Origin of the sequence: Nonomuraea sp. NPDC048881 (assembly GCF_040649795.1) — a bacterium.
Taxonomy (GTDB): Bacteria; Actinomycetota; Actinomycetes; order Streptosporangiales; family Streptosporangiaceae; genus Nonomuraea.
Genome location: NZ_JBEZGC010000009.1, coordinates 114,159 through 131,554, shown reverse-complemented (window position 1 = coordinate 131,554; position 17,396 = coordinate 114,159). Strand labels below are relative to the sequence as shown.

The 17,396-nt window shown below is 69.3% G+C and carries 17 protein-coding genes and 1 tRNA gene; 8 read left to right on the top strand and 10 right to left on the bottom strand.

Features of this window, described 5'->3' with window-relative positions:
- Positions 1-26: 26 nt before the first annotated feature.
- Genes AB0C33_RS30220 through pyk form a run of 3 tightly spaced genes read left to right on the top strand, consistent with a single transcriptional unit; the run spans position 27 to position 3,546 of the window.
- Positions 27-1,733, top strand: coding sequence for a S8 family serine peptidase (locus AB0C33_RS30220; RefSeq protein WP_358293846.1), 1,707 nt, complete (start codon positions 27-29; stop codon positions 1,731-1,733).
- On the top strand, positions 1,730-2,080 hold the full coding sequence (locus AB0C33_RS30215; protein ID WP_358293844.1) for a DUF2784 domain-containing protein: 351 nt from the start codon (positions 1,730-1,732) through the stop codon (positions 2,078-2,080). The genes AB0C33_RS30220 and AB0C33_RS30215 overlap by 4 nt, the downstream gene beginning before the upstream one ends.
- Before the next feature lie 35 nt (positions 2,081-2,115).
- The gene (pyk, locus tag AB0C33_RS30210; RefSeq protein ID WP_352327603.1) at positions 2,116-3,546 is read left to right on the top strand and encodes a pyruvate kinase; all 1,431 of its coding nucleotides are present in this window, start codon (positions 2,116-2,118) and stop codon (positions 3,544-3,546) included.
- Positions 3,547-3,649: 103 nt separating this feature from the next.
- Here the strand turns inward: pyk and dapD are convergent, their stop codons facing one another.
- Positions 3,650-4,612: a 2,3,4,5-tetrahydropyridine-2,6-dicarboxylate N-succinyltransferase gene (gene dapD / locus AB0C33_RS30205; protein WP_358293842.1), complete on the bottom strand. Its 963-nt coding sequence runs from the start codon at positions 4,610-4,612 to the stop codon at positions 3,650-3,652.
- A 24-nt stretch (positions 4,613-4,636) separates the two neighbouring features.
- Positions 4,637-5,059, bottom strand: a complete 423-nt coding sequence (locus tag AB0C33_RS30200; RefSeq protein WP_358293840.1) for a pyridoxamine 5'-phosphate oxidase family protein — start codon at positions 5,057-5,059, stop codon at positions 4,637-4,639.
- 222 nt (positions 5,060-5,281) lie between these two features.
- Between AB0C33_RS30200 and AB0C33_RS30195 the strand changes: the two genes are divergently transcribed.
- The gene (locus AB0C33_RS30195) at positions 5,282-5,875 is read left to right on the top strand and encodes a TIGR03086 family metal-binding protein (protein WP_358293838.1); all 594 of its coding nucleotides are present in this window, start codon (positions 5,282-5,284) and stop codon (positions 5,873-5,875) included.
- Between the two features lie 98 nt (positions 5,876-5,973).
- Here the strand turns inward: AB0C33_RS30195 and AB0C33_RS30190 are convergent.
- Positions 5,974-6,046, bottom strand: a tRNA-Leu gene (locus tag AB0C33_RS30190).
- A gap of 88 nt (positions 6,047-6,134) precedes the next feature.
- Here AB0C33_RS30190 and AB0C33_RS30185 point away from each other — a divergent pair.
- The 3 genes from AB0C33_RS30185 to AB0C33_RS30175 all read left to right on the top strand — a co-directional run bounded on the left by AB0C33_RS30185 (position 6,135) and on the right by AB0C33_RS30175 (position 9,725).
- On the top strand, positions 6,135-6,719 hold the full coding sequence (locus AB0C33_RS30185) for a response regulator (protein ID WP_352327599.1): 585 nt from the start codon (positions 6,135-6,137) through the stop codon (positions 6,717-6,719).
- A 151-nt stretch (positions 6,720-6,870) separates the two neighbouring features.
- Positions 6,871-8,163 carry an ABC transporter substrate-binding protein gene (locus AB0C33_RS30180; protein WP_358293837.1) on the top strand — a complete coding sequence of 431 codons (1,293 nt, stop codon included), beginning with the start codon at positions 6,871-6,873 and terminating at the stop codon, positions 8,161-8,163.
- A gap of 254 nt (positions 8,164-8,417) precedes the next feature.
- Positions 8,418-9,725, top strand: a complete 1,308-nt coding sequence (locus tag AB0C33_RS30175; RefSeq protein ID WP_358293835.1) for an ABC transporter substrate-binding protein — start codon at positions 8,418-8,420, stop codon at positions 9,723-9,725.
- A 3-nt stretch (positions 9,726-9,728) separates the two neighbouring features.
- Here AB0C33_RS30175 and AB0C33_RS30170 read toward each other — a convergent pair whose 3' ends face one another.
- Positions 9,729-10,397, bottom strand: coding sequence for a hypothetical protein (locus AB0C33_RS30170; RefSeq protein ID WP_358293833.1), 669 nt, complete (start codon positions 10,395-10,397; stop codon positions 9,729-9,731).
- Between the two features lie 370 nt (positions 10,398-10,767).
- Here AB0C33_RS30170 and AB0C33_RS30165 point away from each other — a divergent pair, with 370 nt between their 5' ends.
- Positions 10,768-12,063 carry an ABC transporter substrate-binding protein gene (locus tag AB0C33_RS30165; protein ID WP_358293831.1) on the top strand — a complete coding sequence of 432 codons (1,296 nt, stop codon included), beginning with the start codon at positions 10,768-10,770 and terminating at the stop codon, positions 12,061-12,063.
- 56 nt (positions 12,064-12,119) lie between these two features.
- Here the strand turns inward: AB0C33_RS30165 and AB0C33_RS30160 are convergent, their stop codons facing one another.
- The 6 genes from AB0C33_RS30160 to AB0C33_RS30135 form a co-directional block, all read right to left on the bottom strand.
- Positions 12,120-12,521: a hypothetical protein gene (locus AB0C33_RS30160; protein ID WP_352358300.1), complete on the bottom strand. Its 402-nt coding sequence runs from the start codon at positions 12,519-12,521 to the stop codon at positions 12,120-12,122.
- A 59-nt stretch (positions 12,522-12,580) separates the two neighbouring features.
- Entirely contained in the window at positions 12,581-13,378 is a 798-nt protein-coding gene (locus tag AB0C33_RS30155; protein ID WP_358293829.1) for an ABC transporter ATP-binding protein, read from the bottom strand.
- Complete coding sequence (locus AB0C33_RS30150) at positions 13,375-14,313, bottom strand: ABC transporter ATP-binding protein (protein ID WP_358293827.1); 939 nt, start codon at positions 14,311-14,313, stop codon at positions 13,375-13,377. Before AB0C33_RS30150 ends, AB0C33_RS30155 begins: the two co-directional genes overlap by 4 nt.
- Positions 14,303-15,301 carry a branched-chain amino acid ABC transporter permease gene (locus AB0C33_RS30145; RefSeq protein WP_352358296.1) on the bottom strand — a complete coding sequence of 333 codons (999 nt, stop codon included), beginning with the start codon at positions 15,299-15,301 and terminating at the stop codon, positions 14,303-14,305. The genes AB0C33_RS30150 and AB0C33_RS30145 overlap by 11 nt, the downstream gene beginning before the upstream one ends.
- A gap of 16 nt (positions 15,302-15,317) precedes the next feature.
- A complete protein-coding gene (locus tag AB0C33_RS30140) occupies positions 15,318-16,475 on the bottom strand; it encodes a branched-chain amino acid ABC transporter permease (protein WP_358293825.1) in 1,158 nt (385 codons plus the stop codon).
- Positions 16,476-16,994: 519 nt separating this feature from the next.
- Positions 16,995-17,396, bottom strand: coding sequence for a hotdog fold thioesterase (locus tag AB0C33_RS30135; RefSeq protein WP_352328462.1), 402 nt, complete (start codon positions 17,394-17,396; stop codon positions 16,995-16,997).

Below are 17,396 nucleotides of genomic sequence, written 5' to 3'. Positions count from 1 at the left end.
TGCGACAGTCGGTGGATGGGGGAGCAATGCGGCGAGTCGCCTCTGGCCTGACGGCGCTGGCCGTCGCCGCCGCGCTGACCGCGTGCTCGGCCGCCGCGGGCGACCGGGCCACCCCCGAGGAGCCCGCGCAGGACGGCCCCACCAGCTCCGCGCAGCCCACGCAGTCCGGCGCGACGCCCCGCACCGGCCAGAACCAGAACCTGGTCTTCTACGCCGACGGCAAGCAGGGCCAGGCCCTGGCGGCCGTCAAGCGCGCCGGCGGCACGGTCGTCGAGGAGGACGGCAAGCTCGGCTACGTGCTCACCCAGGGCGGCGGCGACGGTTTCGCCGAGAGCGTCGGCGCCGATCCGGCCGTCGTGGGCGTCTCGCCCGACCGCCGCGTGATCGGCTCCACCTCCTCCCGCGCCGCCCGCCCCGCGGGCAGGGGCTTCCCCGACGCCGGATCCATGGCCGGGAAGGGCCTGGCCCAGGAGCCCCTGGCCCACCTCCAGTGGGACATGAAGATGATCGGCGCCGACCGGGCCAACGCCAAGGCCCCCGGCGACAAGAAGGTGCTGGTCGGCGTCATCGACACCGGCGTCGACGGCAAGCACCCCGACATCGCGCCCAACTTCGACCGCGAGCTGAGCCGCAACTTCGTCACCGACAAGCCCAAGGACGAGCGCGGCGAGACCCTGGACGGCCCCTGCGAGGTCCCCTCCTGCAAGGACCCCGTGGACGAGGACGACGACGGCCACGGCACCCACGTCGCCAGCACCATCGCCTCCCCGGTCAACGGCATCGGCATCGCCGGCGTCGCCCCGGACGTGCGGATCGTCAGCATCAGGGCCGGCCAGGACTCCGGCTTCTTCTTCCTCAAGCCCAGCCTCGACGCCCTCACCTACGCCGCCGACATCGGCGTGGACGTCGTCAACATGAGCTACTACGTCGACCCCTGGCTGTTCAACTGCGCCGCCAACCCGGCCGACACCAAGAAGGAGCAGCTCGAACAGCGGGCCGTCGTCGTCGGCATGCAGCGCGCCCTCGACTACGCCCGCGGCAGGGGCGTCACGCTCGTCTCGGCCCTCGGCAACGGCTCCACCGACCTCGGGCACCCCACGGCCGACAAGCAGAGCCCCGGCTACCCGCGCGGCGACGAGAAGACCCGCAAGATAGACAACTCGTGCGTCAACGTGCCGGCCGAGTCCAAGGGCGTGATCTCGATCTCCGCCGTCGGGCCGTCCGGACGCAAGGCCGTCTACAGCGACTACGGCCTGGAGCAGACCGACCTGGCCGCCCCCGGCGGCGACGCGCTGGACGGCAAGGGCGCGCAGGCCAGCCGGTCGATCCTGGCCGCCGCCCCCGAGCACGTGCTCAAGGCCGGCGGCCGGATCGACGCCTCCGGCAAGCCCAAGGGCGCCGACGTCGTGCGCGACTGCCACAAGGGCGCCTGCTCCTACTACCAGTACCTCGACGGCACCTCCATGGCCGCCCCGCACGCCACCGGCGTCGCGGCCATCCTGATCAGCCGGTTCGGCAAGCCCGGCCCCGGCGGCCTGTCCATGGACCCCGCCACCGTCGAGGACCTGCTCTACCGGACCGCGACGCCCGTGGCCTGCCCGACCCCGCGCGCCTACGTCTACAAGGTGTACGGCGAGAACGAGACCCACCAGTGCGAGGGCGACCAGGCCAAGAACGGCTTCTACGGGCACGGCGTGGTGAACGCTTGGAAGGCGGCCACCATAGAGCCATGATGTACCGCCTGCTCGCGGACGCGGTGATGGTGACGCACTTCGCCTTCCTCGCCTACGTGGCCGTGGGCGGGTTCCTGGCCTGGCGGTGGAGGCGGACGATCTACCTTCACCTCGCGGCCGTCGGCTGGGCCGTGGTGACTCTCGTCACTCACGTGGACTGCCCGCTGACCGTCGCCGAGGACTGGGCGCGGCGCAGGGGAGGGCTGCCGGGCCTGCCGCCGAGCGGCTTCGTCGACCATTACCTCGAAGGTGTCGTCTACCCTGAACAGTACGCGAACTTGGTACGGCTCGGACTCGCCGTTCTCGTGTTGTTCTCCTACGCCGGGTACGTTCTCCGTCGTCAGTGACTGCCAAGTGGTCTGTACCAATTAAGGTAGGACTCGTGACTCGTCGCGCGAAAATCGTCTGCACCCTAGGCCCAGCCACTTCGTCCAAAGAACGCCTCCACGAGCTGATCTCCGCGGGCATGGACGTGGCACGGTTCAACCTCAGCCATGGCAACCATGACATGCACAGAGAGGTCTACGACCGGGTCCGGGAGGTGGCGGCCGACCTCGGCCGCGGCGTAGGCGTGCTCGCCGACCTGCAGGGCCCCAAGATCCGCGTCGGCACCTTCGAGGAAGGGCCGGTGCGCCTCGGCTTCGGCGACGTCTTCACCATCACCACCGAGGACGTGCCCGGAGACCGCGAGCAGGTCTCGACCACCTACAAGGGCCTGCCCGGCGACGTGCGTCCCGGTGACAAGATCCTGGTCGACGACGGCCGCCTGGTCCTGGAGGCCACCCGCGTCGACGGCGACCGCGTCATCACCCGCGTCGTCATCGGCGGCATGATCTCCAACAACAAGGGCCTCAACCTGCCGGGCGTCAACGTCAGCGCGCCCGCGCTCACCGACAAGGACGAGGCCGACCTGCGCTGGGCGCTGCGCACCGGCTTCGACATGATCGCGCTGTCCTTCGTCCGCCGTCCCTCCGACGCCGACGTCGTGCGCAACATCATGGAGCAGGAGGCCGTCCGCCTGCCGCTGCTCGCCAAGATCGAGAAGCCGCAGGCCGTCGACCGCCTGCCGGAGATCGTCGAGGCCTTCGACGGCATCATGGTCGCCCGCGGCGACCTCGGCGTGGAGCTGCCGCTGGAGCAGGTGCCGATCGTGCAGCGGCGCATCATCGGGCTGTGCCGCGAGAAGGCCCGCCCGGTCATCGTCGCCACGCAGATGCTCGACTCCATGATGAGCGCCCCGCGCCCCACCCGCGCCGAGGCCAGCGATGTCGCCTACGCCGTCATGGACGGCGCCGACGCCGTCATGCTGTCGGGCGAGACGTCGGTCGGCAGCTACCCGATCGAGTCGGTCGCGACGATGGACCGCATCGCCTGTGCCGCCGAGAAGTCGTCCCTGCACGCCACCCACAGCCTGGAGCGCCTGCCGGAGACCACCGGCGGGGCCATCGCCAGGGCCGCGGCCGAGGTCGGCGCGATCGTCGGCGCCAAGGCCCTGATCGCGTTCACCATGTCCGGCGAGACCGCCCGCCGCCTGGCCCGCTACCGCTCGCCGATCCCGCTGCTGGCCTTCACCTCGGCCCCGCACGTGCGCGGGCAGCTGTCGCTGACGTGGGGCGTGGAGACGTTCCACGTGCCGTTCGTGCACCACACCGACGACATGGTGCGGCAGGTGGAGGCGTCGCTGCTGTCGCTCGGGCGGCTGGAGAAGGGCGACAAGGTGGTCATCGTGGCCGGCTCGCCTCCCGGCACGCCGGGCAGCACCAACGCGCTGCGGGTGCACACCATCGGCTCCGCGGTCTCCCACGCGAACTGACCCGCCCACGCTCCGCGCAGGCTCGCCCGGACGGGTGAGCCTGCGCCGGGACGTCCTGTGGGGCCCCCTCCGTGGCAACGGCCGGCGGAGAGGGCCCTGACGGTCAGTGGGCGTGCAGGGCGGCGTTCAGGGTGATGCCCGAACCCGTGCGGGGCAGGGCCTCCACCGCGCCCGACTGCGAGTTGCGGCGCAGCAGGATCCCGTTGGAGCCCGACAGCTCCGCCGCCTTGACCACCGTGCCGTCGGGCAGCGTCACCCGCGTGCCCGCGGTCACGTAGAGGCCCGCCTCCACCACGCAGTCGTCGCCCAGCGAGATGCCGATGCCCGCGTTGGCGCCCAGCAGGCAGCGCTCGCCGATCGAGATGACCTGCTTGCCGCCGCCCGACAGCGTCCCCATGATCGAGGCGCCGCCGCCGACGTCGGAGCCGTCGCCGACCACCACGCCCGCCGAGATGCGCCCCTCGACCATCGAGGTGCCCACCGTGCCGGCGTTGAAGTTCACGAAGCCCTCGTGCATGACGACCGTGCCCGACGCCAGGTGGGCGCCCAGCCGCACCCGGTCTGCGTCGGCGATCCGCACGCCCTCCGGCAGCACGTAGTCGACCATCCGCGGGAACTTGTCCACCCCGTACACCGTCACCACGCCCTTGGCCCGCAGGCGCAGCCGGGTGCGCTCGAAGCCGGGCACCGGGCACGGCCCGAAGTTGGTCCACACCACGTTGGCCAGCAGGCCGAACTGGCCGTCCAGGTTCACGCCGTGCGGCCGGACCAGCCGGTGGGAGAGCAGGTGGAGGCGCAGGTAGACGTCGTGCGCGTCGACCGGCGGCTCGGAGAGCTTGGCGACGCCCGTGCGCACCGCCACCACCTCGACGCCCCGCGCCGCGTCGCGGCCGGTCAGCGCGGCCAGCTCGCCGGCCTCCTCGGCGGAGATCCGCTCGGTGCCCGTCGCGGGCGGCTCGCCCAGCTCGGGAGCCGGGAACCAGGTGTCGAGAACGGTGCCGTCGTCGGCGATGGTGGCGAGGCCGACGCCGAACGCGCCGGTCGAGGTGGGATCGATTGCAGTCACGAGCCAAAAATACCGGGCGCCCGCTCAGCCCAAGGAGCCCAGGTCCGCCGACAGCCACCGCTCGGGCCGCATCCGGAACGTCACCAGGACGTGCAGGTCCGAGCCGTGCACGTACCCCGTCACCGCCTCCTGCGGCAGGTAGCGGGCGGCGATGCGGGTCAGCTCCTCGATCGTCGTGGGGTCGGAGCGCACCACCGGGCCCTCGACCGACACGTACCGGTAGGTCGGGCTGACCCGCTGGACCAGCATCGTGAACCGGCCCGCCTTCGCCACCAGCCGCGCCTTGCGCGACTCGCTGTCGGTCAGGAACCTGATCTCGCCGCCGGGGCTGTAGTCGTACCAGACGGGCACGGCCAGTGGCGACCGCCCCGCGCCCGTCTCCACCGCAAGGCTCGCGATGTGCGGCTCGGCCAGGAACGTCTCCCGCTCGGTCACGCTCAACGGCATCCCCCGCCACCCCCGTCTCGTCCGTCGCAACTCGTCACAGAGGACTGTTCCCGGCGAACCGCCCGCGAAATCCCGCGCTCCGCCTCCTTGATCACGCCGGCGCCTTCACCGGTGAAAACCACTCGCACCGCCGCCGCGGGTGCCGCCATCATCGACAGGTTGGCCACCCGCGGGCCTGCGGGCCGGGCTGGGTGGGTTCTTCGACGATGACGGGACATCGCCTTGGCAGACATCATCGAGCTCAACCGGCGGTCGGTGCGGGCCACCGTCGAGCTGGTGAACACGATCAAGCCCGCCGACCTCGACCGGCCGACGCCCTGCGCCGGATGGGCCGTCCGCGACCTGCTGGCACACCAGATCGTGCAGAACCACGGCTTCGCCCTGGCGGCCTTGGGCGCGCGGTCGGACCTGGCGAGCTGGCAGCCGCGCCCCCCGGGCGAGGACCACGTGGCCGAGTACGCCGCCTCCGCGCAGGCCGTCGTCGCCGCCTTCGCCGCGGACGGCGTGCTCGACCGGGCCTTCTTCCTGCCCGAGATCCGCGACGGCGGCCCGTTCCCGGCGGCCATGGCGATCGGCTTCCACTTCATCGACTGCGTCGTGCACGCCTGGGACTTCGCCAGTGCGCTCGGCGTGCCGCCCGGCATCGACGACGACCTCGCCGCGGCCGCTCTCCCGCTGGCCGCGCAGGTGCCCGACACGCCGGAGTCGCGCGGTTCGGGGAAGGCGTTCCTGCCCGGCGTCGAGCCCGGCGGCGCCGCCACGGGCCTCGACCGCGTGGTCGCCCTCCTCGGCCGCTCGCCCTCCTGGACGCCGTGACCCGGTCAACAGTTTCGGGCCTGCCCGTCGATCCGGCAGTCAGCGGATGGAGAACGAAAAACCGCCCGGCCTATGAGGGAGCCGGGCGGTCAGGCCGGTGCCCCGGGTGGGATTCGAACCCACACTGTATGGATTTTGAGGCCATCGACTCTGCCGTTGGTCTACCGGGGCGACTCGTCCGGTTTGTGATCTCGCAGCGTAATGCCCGAGGCCGCACCGGCGTGGATCTAATCTACCGGACGTCTGTACTCTTCTGCTCGTGAGTACGCAGCGGCGAGTAGTGATCGCGGAAGACGAGGCCCTGATCCGCCTCGACCTCAAGGAGATGCTCCAGGAGGACGGTTACGTCGTCGTGGGCGAGGCCGGTGACGGGGAGCAGGCGATCCAGCTCGCCGCCGACCTGCGGCCCGACCTCGTCATCCTCGACGTGAAGATGCCCGTGCTCGACGGCATCTCGGCGGCCGAGCGCATCGTGGCCGACCGGATCGCGCCGTGCCTCATCCTCACCGCCTTCTCCCAGCGTGACCTGGTGGAGCGGGCCCGCGACGCGGGGGCGATGGCCTACCTGGTCAAGCCGTTCACCAAGGCCGATCTGGTGCCGGCGATCGAGATGGCGGTCAGCAGGCACGAGGAGATGGTGGCGCTCAGCGCGGAGGTGTCCAGCCTTTCCGAGCGGCTGGAGACCCGCAAGCTGGTCGAGCGGGCCAAGGGCCAGTTGATGGCCCAGCACGGCTGGACCGAGCCGCAGGCGTTCCGGTGGATCCAGAAGGCGTCGATGGACCGGCGGCTGAGCATGCGGGAGGTTGCTCAGATCGTTATAGACGACGCGGCCGAGCGGGCATGAAAAGCGCCTATATCAGGTGATTTAGCCCCGCGGGTTGTGGCCCGGTCACGACTGGGCATCCAACCGGCTTCGGCTTCTTTCTGCGCAGGCGTCCCGGCGCATGCTGATGGGCGGACGGAAGGTCCGCTCATCTCGAACGGAGACGCTTTCGATGATCCGCATTTCCCGCGCCCTGGCCGTCGCCACAGCGGCGAGCCTGGCACTGGCGGCGTGTTCGACCGGCGGCACGACCGCCGGGACGGGCGCCACCGGCGCCGCGTCCGTGAAACCCTCCTCGGCCGCCGCGGTCAAGGGGGACGGCACGCTGACGATCGGCACCGTGCTGCCCCAGACGGGCAATCTCGCGTATCTGGGACCACCCGAGTTCGCCGGGGTCGACCTGGCGCTCAAGGAGATCAACGACGCCGGGGGAGTGCTCGGCAAGCCGGTGGCGAAGATCGACACCGACTCGGGCGACACCACGACCAACATCGCCTCGCAGTCGGTGGACAAACTGCTCGGCCAGAAGGCCGACGCGATCATCGGCGCGGCGTCCTCGTCGGTGTCGGAGTCGATCGTGGACAAGATCACGCGGGCGGGCGTGGTGCAGTTCTCGCCGGCCAACACCTCCGACAAGTTCACCACGATCAACGACCAGGGCCTGTACTTCCGCACGGCGCCGCCGGACAAGCTGCAGGGCCGCGTGCTGGGCGACCTGGTGGCCGCCGACGGCAACGACACGGTCGCCGTCCTGGCGATGCAGGACTCCTACGGCTCCGGCCTGGCCGACCAGGTGACCAAGACGGCCGAGGAGGCCGGCGCGAGCGTGGTCGAGCGGGTCGACTACGACCCCAAGGCGGCCGAGTTCTCCGCGGACGTGGCCAAGGTCAAGGCCAAGAACCCGAAGGCGATCGTGCTGATCGGCTTCGAGGAGACGGCGAAGGTCGTGCAGGAGCTGGTCAAGCAGGGCCTGACGGCCGACAAGGTCAAGTGGTACATGGTGGACGGCAACATGTCGAACTCCAACTACCTCAAGATGCCCAAGGGCACGCTGAAGGGCGTGAAGGGCACGATCCCGGGCGCCGCGGCCCCGGAGGCGTTCCAGAAGCGGCTGCTGACGGTGAACCCGAAGCTGACGAACTACACCTACGCGGCGGAGTCGTACGACGCGACGACCCTGATCGCGCTGGCGGCCGAGGCGGCCAAGGACGACTCGGGCACCGCGCTGGCCCCCAAGCTGATCGAGGTCAGCAAGGGCGGCGAGAAGTGCCAGGACTTCAAGTCGTGCGCCGACCTGCTCAAGGCGGGCAAGGACATCGACTACGACGGCGTGAGCGGCCCGGTGGACTTCAACGACGCCGGTGACCCGTCGGTCGCGACGATCGGCGTCTACCAGTACGACAAGGACAACAAGTACGACGCGGCCAAGGCGCTCGAATATCGCAAGGGCAACATCGCCGGCTAGGCGCTGGCGGCACCCCAAGCCGGACAGGCCGCCATACAACCACCCCAGTCCCGAAATTTCGGGCTGGGGTGGTTCATATGGAGTCATGGCCGTAACGCTGATGAAACATGCAATTACAGAGGGTGATTGCGACATTACAAATTAGCATAAAAGTACCCGAAATCCCCACATCTCCCCGCCAAAGAGGCATGCTGAGCTCGGAAAACGCAGCGAGGGAGATCGTTCCCCCGCTGGGAATAAGGGGAGTCTCTTTTATGATCCGCATTGCTCCAGCAGGGCGCTTCCTGGCCGTCGCGGCAGCGGCGAGCCTGGCCCTGACGGCCTGTGGCGGCGGTGGCGACACGGCCGCGCAGCAGACCACGTCCGCGGCGCCGTCCTCGTCGGCCCCGGCCACCCAGACGGAGGCGGCCAAGGGCGACGGCACGCTCACGATCGGCACCGTGCTGCCCCAGACCGGCTCGCTGGCGTTCCTCGGCCCGCCCGAGTTCGCCGGCGTCGACCAGGCCGTCAAGGAGATCAACGACGCGGGCGGCGTGCTCGGCAAGCCGGTCACCAAGATCCACACGGACTCGGGTGACACCACCACGAACGTGGCCTCGCAGTCGGCGGACAAGCTGATCGCGCAGAAGGCCGACGCCATCATCGGCGCCGCCTCCTCGTCGGTGTCGGAGTCGATCATCGACAAGGTCACCGGTGCCGGCGTGGTGCAGTTCTCGCCCGCCAACACCTCTGACAAGTTCACCACCATCAGTGACCAGGGCCTGTACTTCCGTACCGCGCCCCCGGACAAGCTGCAGGGCCGCGTGCTCGGCGACCTGATCGCCGCGGACGGCAACGACACCATCGGCATCCTGGCCATGCAGGACTCCTACGGCTCCGGCCTGGCCGACCAGGTGACCAAGACCGCCGAGGCGGCCGGCGCCAGCGTCGTGGAGCGCGTGGACTACGACCCCAAGGCGGCCGAGTTCTCCGCGGACGTCGCCAAGATCAAGGCCAAGAACCCGAAGGCGATCGTGCTGATCGGCTTCGAGGAGGGCGCCAAGGTCATCCAGGAGCTGGTCAAGCAGGGCCTGACGGTCGACAAGGTCAAGTGGTACATGGTGGACGGCAACATGTCGAACACCAACTACCTCAAGATGCCCAAGGGCACGCTCAAGGGCGTCAAGGGCACGATCCCCGGCGCCGAAGCTCCGGAGGACTTCCGCAAGAAGCTCCTGGAGATCGACCCCAAGCTCGAGGACTACACCTACGCCGCCGAGTCCTACGACGCCGCGATCCTCATCGCCCTGGCGGCCGAGGCCGCCAAGGACGACAGCGGCAAGTCCATCGCCGCCAAGCTGCCCGAGGTCAGCAAGGGCGGCGAGAAGTGCAAGACCTTCAAGGAGTGCGCCGACCTGCTGAAGGCCGGCAAGGACATCGACTACGACGGCATCAGCGGCCCGATCGAGTTCAACGACGCCGGTGACCCCGCCGTGGCCACGATCGGCGTCTACCAGTACGGCGACGACAACAAGTACGCGCCCAAGGCCCTGGAGTACCGCACGGGCAACATCGAGGGCTGACCCTCACCCGCCGCCCAGGCCGCACACGCGCAACGAGTACTGGATCAACCGGTCCTGCAGCGGCTTGGGCGGCACCACGATCACCACCCGCTCGGGGCCGCCGTCCACGGTGGCCCGCACCGGGAACAGGAACGCCTTCTTGGCCTCGGCGAAGGCGTGCGGGTCGCAGCGGCCGGGGGTGAGCGTCACCGGCACCTCCGTCCGCTGCTGCCCGGCCTCCAGCACGGCCACGGGCCGGCCGCCGGCGTCCGGCGTGATGATGTAGTGCGTGGTGCCGTCGAGCTCGGTCAACGTCACCTTGCCGGCGCCGCGCCGGGTGACCACCAGCTTGCCCCGCATCTCCTTGCCCACCTGCTTCCAGTCGGGCCCGAACTCGATGCCGGCGGCCTCCTTGATGAGGAATTCCGAGCATTCGTCCCGAAGCAGGCGGGTCAGCAGCGGGCTGGGGTGCGGCACCTTGAAGACCACCCGGCGCGGCTGCTCGGCGCCGGCGCGGATGTTGGCCACCACGGTGGCGGGCTGGAGCTGGGGCAGGCCCGCGGGCAGGCAGTTGGCCGCGCCGTAGGTGATGCGCAGGTCGGTGCGCTCGGTCCGCTTGATCGTGGCGTCCGTCTTTTCCGGCGGCAGTGTTTTGAACGACGGCGTCACGAGCTGGACGTCGGCGAAATACACGGGTATGCCGCTGGTATTACGGACCGCCACCTCCAGCGCGTGCACGGGCTCGTCGGAACGCCATTGCTCCAGCGTGACCGATACGCCGGCGGGAGGATCCGAGGAAGGCGGCGGGGGCGGCGGCGACGAGGCGCACCCGGCAAGAAGGACCGCCGTGACTAGGACAGGCGTAAAACGCTTCACCCGTCGCACATTAAGCCTGCTAGCGCAGGTCCGTAAGTTGAGGACTGATTACGACTCCGCATCCAAGTGCCGACAGTTCACCCCGCCATCTGGTTCGAGTACACGGCGATTTTGTACGTTTCCGTCATTCGATCGGGAGCGCTCGGCGGTGCTGACGATCCCGGCCTGGAAATGAAGGAGACACTTCATGATCCGCATTGCTCCCGTGGGACGGGCGCTGGCCGTCGCGGCCGCCACCAGCTTGGCCCTGACGGCCTGCGGCGGTGGCGGCAGCAACACCGCCACGCAGTCCTCGCAGCCGGCCGCGCCATCCTCGTCGGCTCCCGCGGCGAAGGGCGACGGCACCCTCACGATCGGTACGCTGCTGCCCCAGACCGGTTCGCTCGCCTTCCTCGGCCCGCCCGAGTTCGCCGGCGTCGACCTGGCCATCAAGGAGATCAACGAGGCCGGGGGCGTGCTGGGCAAGCCCGTCACCAAGTACGACACCGACTCGGGCGACACCACCACGAACATCGCCTCGCAGTCGGTGGACAAGCTGCTGGCCCAGAAGGCCGACGCCATCATCGGCGCGGCGTCCTCCTCGGTGTCGGAGTCGGTGATCGACAAGATCACGGGCGCGGGCGTCATCCACTTCTCGCCCGCCAACACCTCCGACAAGTTCACCACGATCGAGGACAAGGGCCTGTACTTCCGCACCTCGCCGCCCGACAAGCTGCAGGGCCGTGTGCTCGGCGACCTGGTGGTGTCCGACGGCAACGACACCGTCGGCATCCTGGCGATGCAGGACTCCTACGGCACCGGCCTGGCCGACCAGGTGCAGAAGACGGTCACCGACGGCGGTGGCGAGGTCGTCGAGCGGGTCGACTACGACCCCAAGGCCGCCGACTTCTCCGCCGACGTGGCGAAGATCAAGGCCAAGAACCCCAAGGGCATCGTCCTGATCGGGTTCGAGGAGACCGCCAAGGTCATCCAGGAGCTGGTCAAGCAGGGCCTGCCGGCCGACAAGCACAAGTGGTACATGGTCGACGGCAACACCTCCAACACCAACTACGTCAAGATGCCCAAGGGCACGCTTGAGGGCGTCAAGGGCACCATCCCGGGCGCGGCCGCTCCGGAGGAGTTCCAGAAGAAGCTCCTCGGCATCAACCCCAAGCTGGAGGACTACAGCTACGCCCCCGAGTCCTACGACGCGATGAACCTGCTCGCCCTGGCCGCCGAGGCCGCCAAGAGCGACGCGGGCACCGACATCGCCGCCAAGCTGGCCGAGGTCAGCAAGGGCGGCGAGAAGTGCAAGGACTTCAAGAGCTGCATCGACCTGCTCAAGGCCGGCAAGGACATCGACTACGACGGCGTGAGCGGCCCGGTCGAGTTCAACGACGCCGGTGACCCCGCCGTGGCCACCATCGGCATCTACCAGTACGGCAAGGACAACAAGTACGCCACCAAGGCGCTGGAGTACCGCACCGGCAACATCGCCGGCTGATCAGCCTCCCGCAGCGCCCCGAGAAGGGCCCGGTCCGCGCGGACCGGGCCCTTCCGTCATGCGCAGCCGGCCACGATCTGCTCGGCGGCGGCCCGGTACTGCCGCAGCAGCGCGACCTGCCGCGCGTGCGGCACGTCGTTCCTGGACAGGCCCGCGGTGGCCGTCTCGACGCTCTGGACGGCGGCGTGCAGCGAGGCCGGCAGCCGGTCGCCGAACTGGAGCGTGATGCCGCGCAACTCGGCCAGCCGGCCGATGACGGCGTCCTCGAAGTACTGCTGCTCCTCCTGGCCCTTCGGCCTCAGCATCAGGTCGGCGTAGCCGATGGCCGAGACCACGCGCGCGCACGGGCTGTCGGTCGGGTCGCCGCCGGTGCTGTACCGCTGCGCCGAGGAGGCGTCCTCCTGGCAGCCGACGAGCAGGACGGGCAGGACGAGCGCCACTGTCAGCATTCGTTTCACAGCGTTCATTAAAAAACGGAGAAGGGGCCCCGGGGGAGCCCCTTCTCCGTTCGATCCGGTTACGCCTTCGCCAGCGTGCCCAGGTACAGCTCGATGACCTTGGGGTCGTTGGCGAGCTGCCTGCCGGTGCCGGTGTAGGCGTTGCGGCCCTGGTCGAGCACGTAGCCGCGGTGGCAGATCTGCAGGCAGCGGCGGGCGTTCTGCTCCACCATGATCACCGTCACGCCCGCCTTGTTGATCTGCTGGGCCTGGATGAAGACCAGGTCCTGGAGCTTGGGCGACAGGCCCGCCGACGGCTCGTCCAGCAGCAGCACCGACGGCTCGGTCATGAGCGCCCTGGCCATGGCCACCATCTGCCGCTCACCGCCGGACAGGGAGCCCGCGCGCTGCTTGCGGCGCTCCTTGAGCGCCGGGAAGAGCTCGGCGACGAACTCGAAGCGCTCCTTGAACTTGCCGGGCACCTGGAAGGCGCCCATCTCCAGGTTCTCCTCGATGGTGAGGCTGGGGAAGACGTTGTTGGTCTGCGGCACGTAGCCGACGCCGCGGGAGACCAGCGAGTGCGCCTTCATGTTCGTGATGTTCTCACCCTTGAGCAGCACCGTGCCGCTGCGGATGTTGACCAGCCCGAACATGGCCTTCAGCAGCGTCGACTTGCCGGCGCCGTTGGGGCCGATGATGCCGATCAGCTCGCCCTCTTTGACGTAGAGGTCGGAGCCGTTGAGGATGTTGACGCCCGGCAGGTAACCGGCGATCAGCTCGTCGCACCGCAGCACGGCGTCTTCGGCGCCTTCCAGGTGCGCGGCGCGGTCGGTGACGGCCGCCTGCGACTCGGGGGCGGCCTCGGGGGCGTCGCTCACTTCTGCGTCTCCTCTTCGATCTCGGCCTCCAGGGCCGCCTCGGCCTCGTGGAGCTGCGACTCCAGCTCGGTGTCCGAGAGCGGGGCGTCGTGGTGGGCGCCGAGGTAGGCGTCGATCACGCGCTCGTCCGACATGATCGTGTCGGGCGGGCCCTCGGCGATCACGGCGCCCTGCGCCATGACGATCACCCAGTCGCTGATGTCGCGGACCATGTCCATGTCGTGCTCGACGAACAGCACCGTCATGCCCTGCTCGCGCAGGTCCTTGACGTGGCCGAGCAGCGACTGGGTCAGGGCCGGGTTCACGCCCGCCATGGGCTCGTCCAGCATGACCAGCTCCGGCTGGACCATGAGGGCGCGGGCCATCTCCAGCAGCTTGCGCTGGCCGCCGGACAACGAGCCGGCGAAGTCGTCCCGCTTGGCGCCCAGCTTGAAGCGTTCGAGGAGCTCCTCGGCGCGGACGGTGATCTCGTCCTCCTGGCCGCGCCACATCGACGGGATGAGCGCCCGCCAGAACGTCTCGCCCTTCTGGCGCTGGGCGCCCAGACGCATGTTCTCCATGACGGTCAGGCGGGACAGCGCCTTGGTGAGCTGGAAGGTGCGCACCATGCCGGCGCGGGCGACCTTGTGGGCCGGCACCCCGCTCATGCTGCGCCCGTTGAACGTCCACGAGCCGGAGTCGGCGGTGTCGAAGCCGGTGAGCTGGTTGAAGAAGGTCGTCTTGCCGGCGCCGTTGGGGCCGATCAGCGCGGTGATGGAACCCCGCTGGATCTCGACGTGGGCGACCTCGACCGCGGTCAGGCCGCCGAAGCGGCGCACGACGTTGTCGACGGTGAGGATCGGGTCCGGCTTCGGCACGCCCGGGTCGCGGGCCAGGTCCTTGAAGGCGGCCAGCGCCGCGGCCTTGCGCTCGGTGGCCGTGGTTTCAGCGTGCATTGATTGCTATCTCCCTCTTGTCGCCGAAGATGCCCTGTGGCCGGAAGATGAGCAACAGGACGAGACCCAGGCCGACCAGGATCCAGCGGACGGCGCCCACCTGGTTCGTGTCCATGAAGGTGATGATCCCGGCGCCGACGGCCTCGGACAGCACGCCGTAGATCAGGACGAGCAGCACCCAGAAGATCGACGCGCCCACGACGGGGCCGAGCACGCGGGCGGCGCCGCCCAGGATGACCATCGTGTACGCGTAGAACGTCGTCTCGGTGCCGAAGATGTCGGGCTGGACGGAGGCGTAGGCCAGGCCGTAGATGAAGCCGCCCAGGCAGCCCACGACGCCGCCCAGGATGAGCGACTGCATCTTGTAGGAGAAGACGTTCTTGCCGAGGCTGCGCACGGCGTCCTCGTCCTCGCGGATGGCCTTGAGCACGCGGCCCCAGGGGCTCTTCATCAGCAGGTAGACCAGCCCGCAGCACAGGGCGATGAGCACCCAGCCGACGGTCAGCACCCACAGCACCCGGTGGTTGAAGAACAGCGGGACGGAGCCGAGGTTGAAGCCGTACTGGCCCTCGGGGTAGGGGTTGAGCGCGTAGAAGCCGTCGGAGAAGCCGCGCTGGCCGTCCGAGCCGCCGAAGACGCTCTTGAAGGCCACCGAGCGGAACACCAGCCGGACGATCTCGGCCGCCGCGATGGTCACGATGGCCAGGTAGTCGGCGCGCAGCTGGAGGGTCGGGATGCCGAGCAGGATCGCCAGGAGCACCGCGGCGAGCAGGCCGACGATGATGCCGACCCAGAACGGCAGGCCCATGACGGTGACGGTGACGGCCAGGCCGTAGCCCGCCACGCCCATGAACGCCGCCTGGCCGAAGTTGAGCAGGCCCGTGTAGCCGAATTGGATGTTGATGCCGATCGCGGCGAGCGCGTACAGCACGGTCTCGACGCCGACCGCGGACTTCAGCGTCGTGCTGATGATCGTGATCCAGTCCATTCTGATCCTCCCCCGATCAGCCGATTCGCTCGCGGCGGCCCAGGATGCCCTGGGGCCGGACGAGGAGCACGATGATGAGCACGACCAGCGCGCCGACGCTCTTGAGCTCCGGCGGCACCCACAGGGTGGAGACCTGGATGAACAGGCCGACCACCAGCGAGCCGACCAGCGCGCCGAAGGCGGTGCCGAGCCCGCCGAGCGTGACGCCGGCGAAGATGAGCAGCAGGATGTCCTGGCCCATCGTGTACTTCAGGTTCTGGGAGAGCCCGAGCATGATGCCGGCCAGCGCCGCGATGGCGCCGCCCAGGGTCCAGATGATCCGGATGACCCGGTCGACGTTGATGCCGGACGAGGCCGCGAGCGCGGGGTTGTCCGACACGGCCCTGGCCGCCTTGCCGGTACGGGTGCGCAGCAGCGCGAAGCCGACCAGGAGCAGCACGGCCAGCTCGATGCCCATCGCCACGAAGTTCTTGGGCGCCGCCGAGATCGGCCCGAACTGGACGCCCGGCTGGGCGGTGTACTGGGCGTAGGCCTCGTTCTGGCCGCCGAAGAAGATCAGCATGACGTAGCGCATGACCAGCGCGACGCCGATGGAGACGATCATCATGGCGACGATGCCGGTGCCGCGCCTGCGCAGCTGGCCCCAGAAGAGCCGGTCCTGGGCGTAGCCGAACGCGCCGCCCAGCGCCACGGCGAGCACCGCGGCGGGTATGAGATGGAGGCCGAAGCCCACGTTGAACATGTAGGCCAGCACCGCGCCGAGCGTGACCAGCTCGCCGTGGGCGAAGTTGGTCAGGCCGGTCGTGCCGTAGATCAGCGACAGGCCGAGCGCGGCCAGGGCGATGATCAGCCCGAGGTTGAGCCCCTCGAAGGCGAGCTGCGCCGCGGTGTCCCAGACGCTGCTCTCCCCGCTCTCGTCTCCCTGAGGCTGCCCGGCGACACCCTTGGCCTGCAACGCGAACAGCACGGTCGAGCAGTTGCCCTCGAAGACGGTCGGCGTGCGCACGTTGCTGCCGCCGCGCACCTCGGCGTTCTTCGGCAGGGAGTTCGGGTCAAGGGTGACCTTGAACTTGCCCTTGTCGGTTGGAACTTCCCACGTGCCCTGTGCGTTGGTTGTGACCTCCTTGACGGGTTGTCCGCCCTCGGTGGTCACGGCGATTTTGACGCCGTTCACTGGCTGGCCTTGGAGTTTGAGCGTCCCCTTCAAACCCTGGCATCCGGCCGGCCCCGCCTGCGCGGGACTGGCCAGCAGGAAGATGAGTCCACCCAGGAAGGCCGTGAACGCGATCACGGCTCTGCGCAATGGTGCTCCCTCAAATAGGTCAAGGCGGGGTTGTACCCCTCCATCTCGACACGCGCGCATCGCAGGCACAACTGGGATGCAATGGCGGGAGCTTATTCCGCAGACGCCCGTTTCAGTATGGTTCGTCACCAATTAGTGACATGCGTGTGCCACACATGTGAGCAAACAACGCGGCAGGTCAGGGGCTAAATGAGGGAAGACGCCTGGCCCACGCCGAAAACGAAACGGTAACGATGGGGAGAAAACGTGGACGAGCCCGCGGAGCGGCCTTTGGGGCCATGTAGGGCTTCCCCGGCCGCACACGTTATCTACCGGGCCTCCCCGCGGGCTCTGTTCGGACAACCGTAGCGATCGATGGGGCCGCTGCGCAAAGGTTCGGTCAAAGTGACGTCAGGGGCGCTGGTCGCGCAGCATGCACGTCAGTCTGGAGGTGCACACCCGCCGTCCCTCCTCATCGGTGATCTCGATGTCGTACGTCGCCAAAGTGCGTCCGCCGTGCAACCGCGTCGCGACCCCGGTCACGTATCCGGAGGTCGCCGAGCGGTGGTGGGTGGCGTTGATCTCGATGCCGACGGCGATGCGGCCGGGGCCGGCGTGGATCGCCGCGGCCACCGAGCCCAGCGTCTCGGCCAGCACCGCCGACGCGCCGCCGTGCAGCAGGCCGTAGGGCTGGGTGTTGCCCTCGACCGGCATCCTGCCGACGACGCGCTCGGGCCCGGCCTCGACGAACTCGATGCCCATGCGGTGGGCCAGCGTGCCCTCGTGCACCGCGCCGTACGCGGAGAAGTCCAG

Bases quoted from the DNA above. Each gene is read 5' to 3' on its own strand.
- AB0C33_RS30220 (WP_358293846.1), top strand. From the start codon at position 27: ATGCGGCGAGTCGCCTCTGGCCTGACGGCGCTGGCCGTCGCCGCCGCG.
- AB0C33_RS30215 (WP_358293844.1), top strand. From the start codon at position 1,730: ATGATGTACCGCCTGCTCGCGGACGCGGTGATGGTGACGCACTTCGCC.
- AB0C33_RS30200 (WP_358293840.1), bottom strand. From the start codon at position 5,059: ATGCCGTTGAGCGTGACCGAGCGGGAGACGTTCCTGGCCGAGCCGCAC.
- AB0C33_RS30180 (WP_358293837.1), top strand. From the start codon at position 6,871: ATGATCCGCATTTCCCGCGCCCTGGCCGTCGCCACAGCGGCGAGCCTG.
- AB0C33_RS30175 (WP_358293835.1), top strand. From the start codon at position 8,418: ATGATCCGCATTGCTCCAGCAGGGCGCTTCCTGGCCGTCGCGGCAGCG.
- AB0C33_RS30165 (WP_358293831.1), top strand. From the start codon at position 10,768: ATGATCCGCATTGCTCCCGTGGGACGGGCGCTGGCCGTCGCGGCCGCC.
- AB0C33_RS30150 (WP_358293827.1), bottom strand. From the start codon at position 14,313: ATGCACGCTGAAACCACGGCCACCGAGCGCAAGGCCGCGGCGCTGGCC.
- AB0C33_RS30145 (WP_352358296.1), bottom strand. From the start codon at position 15,301: ATGGACTGGATCACGATCATCAGCACGACGCTGAAGTCCGCGGTCGGC.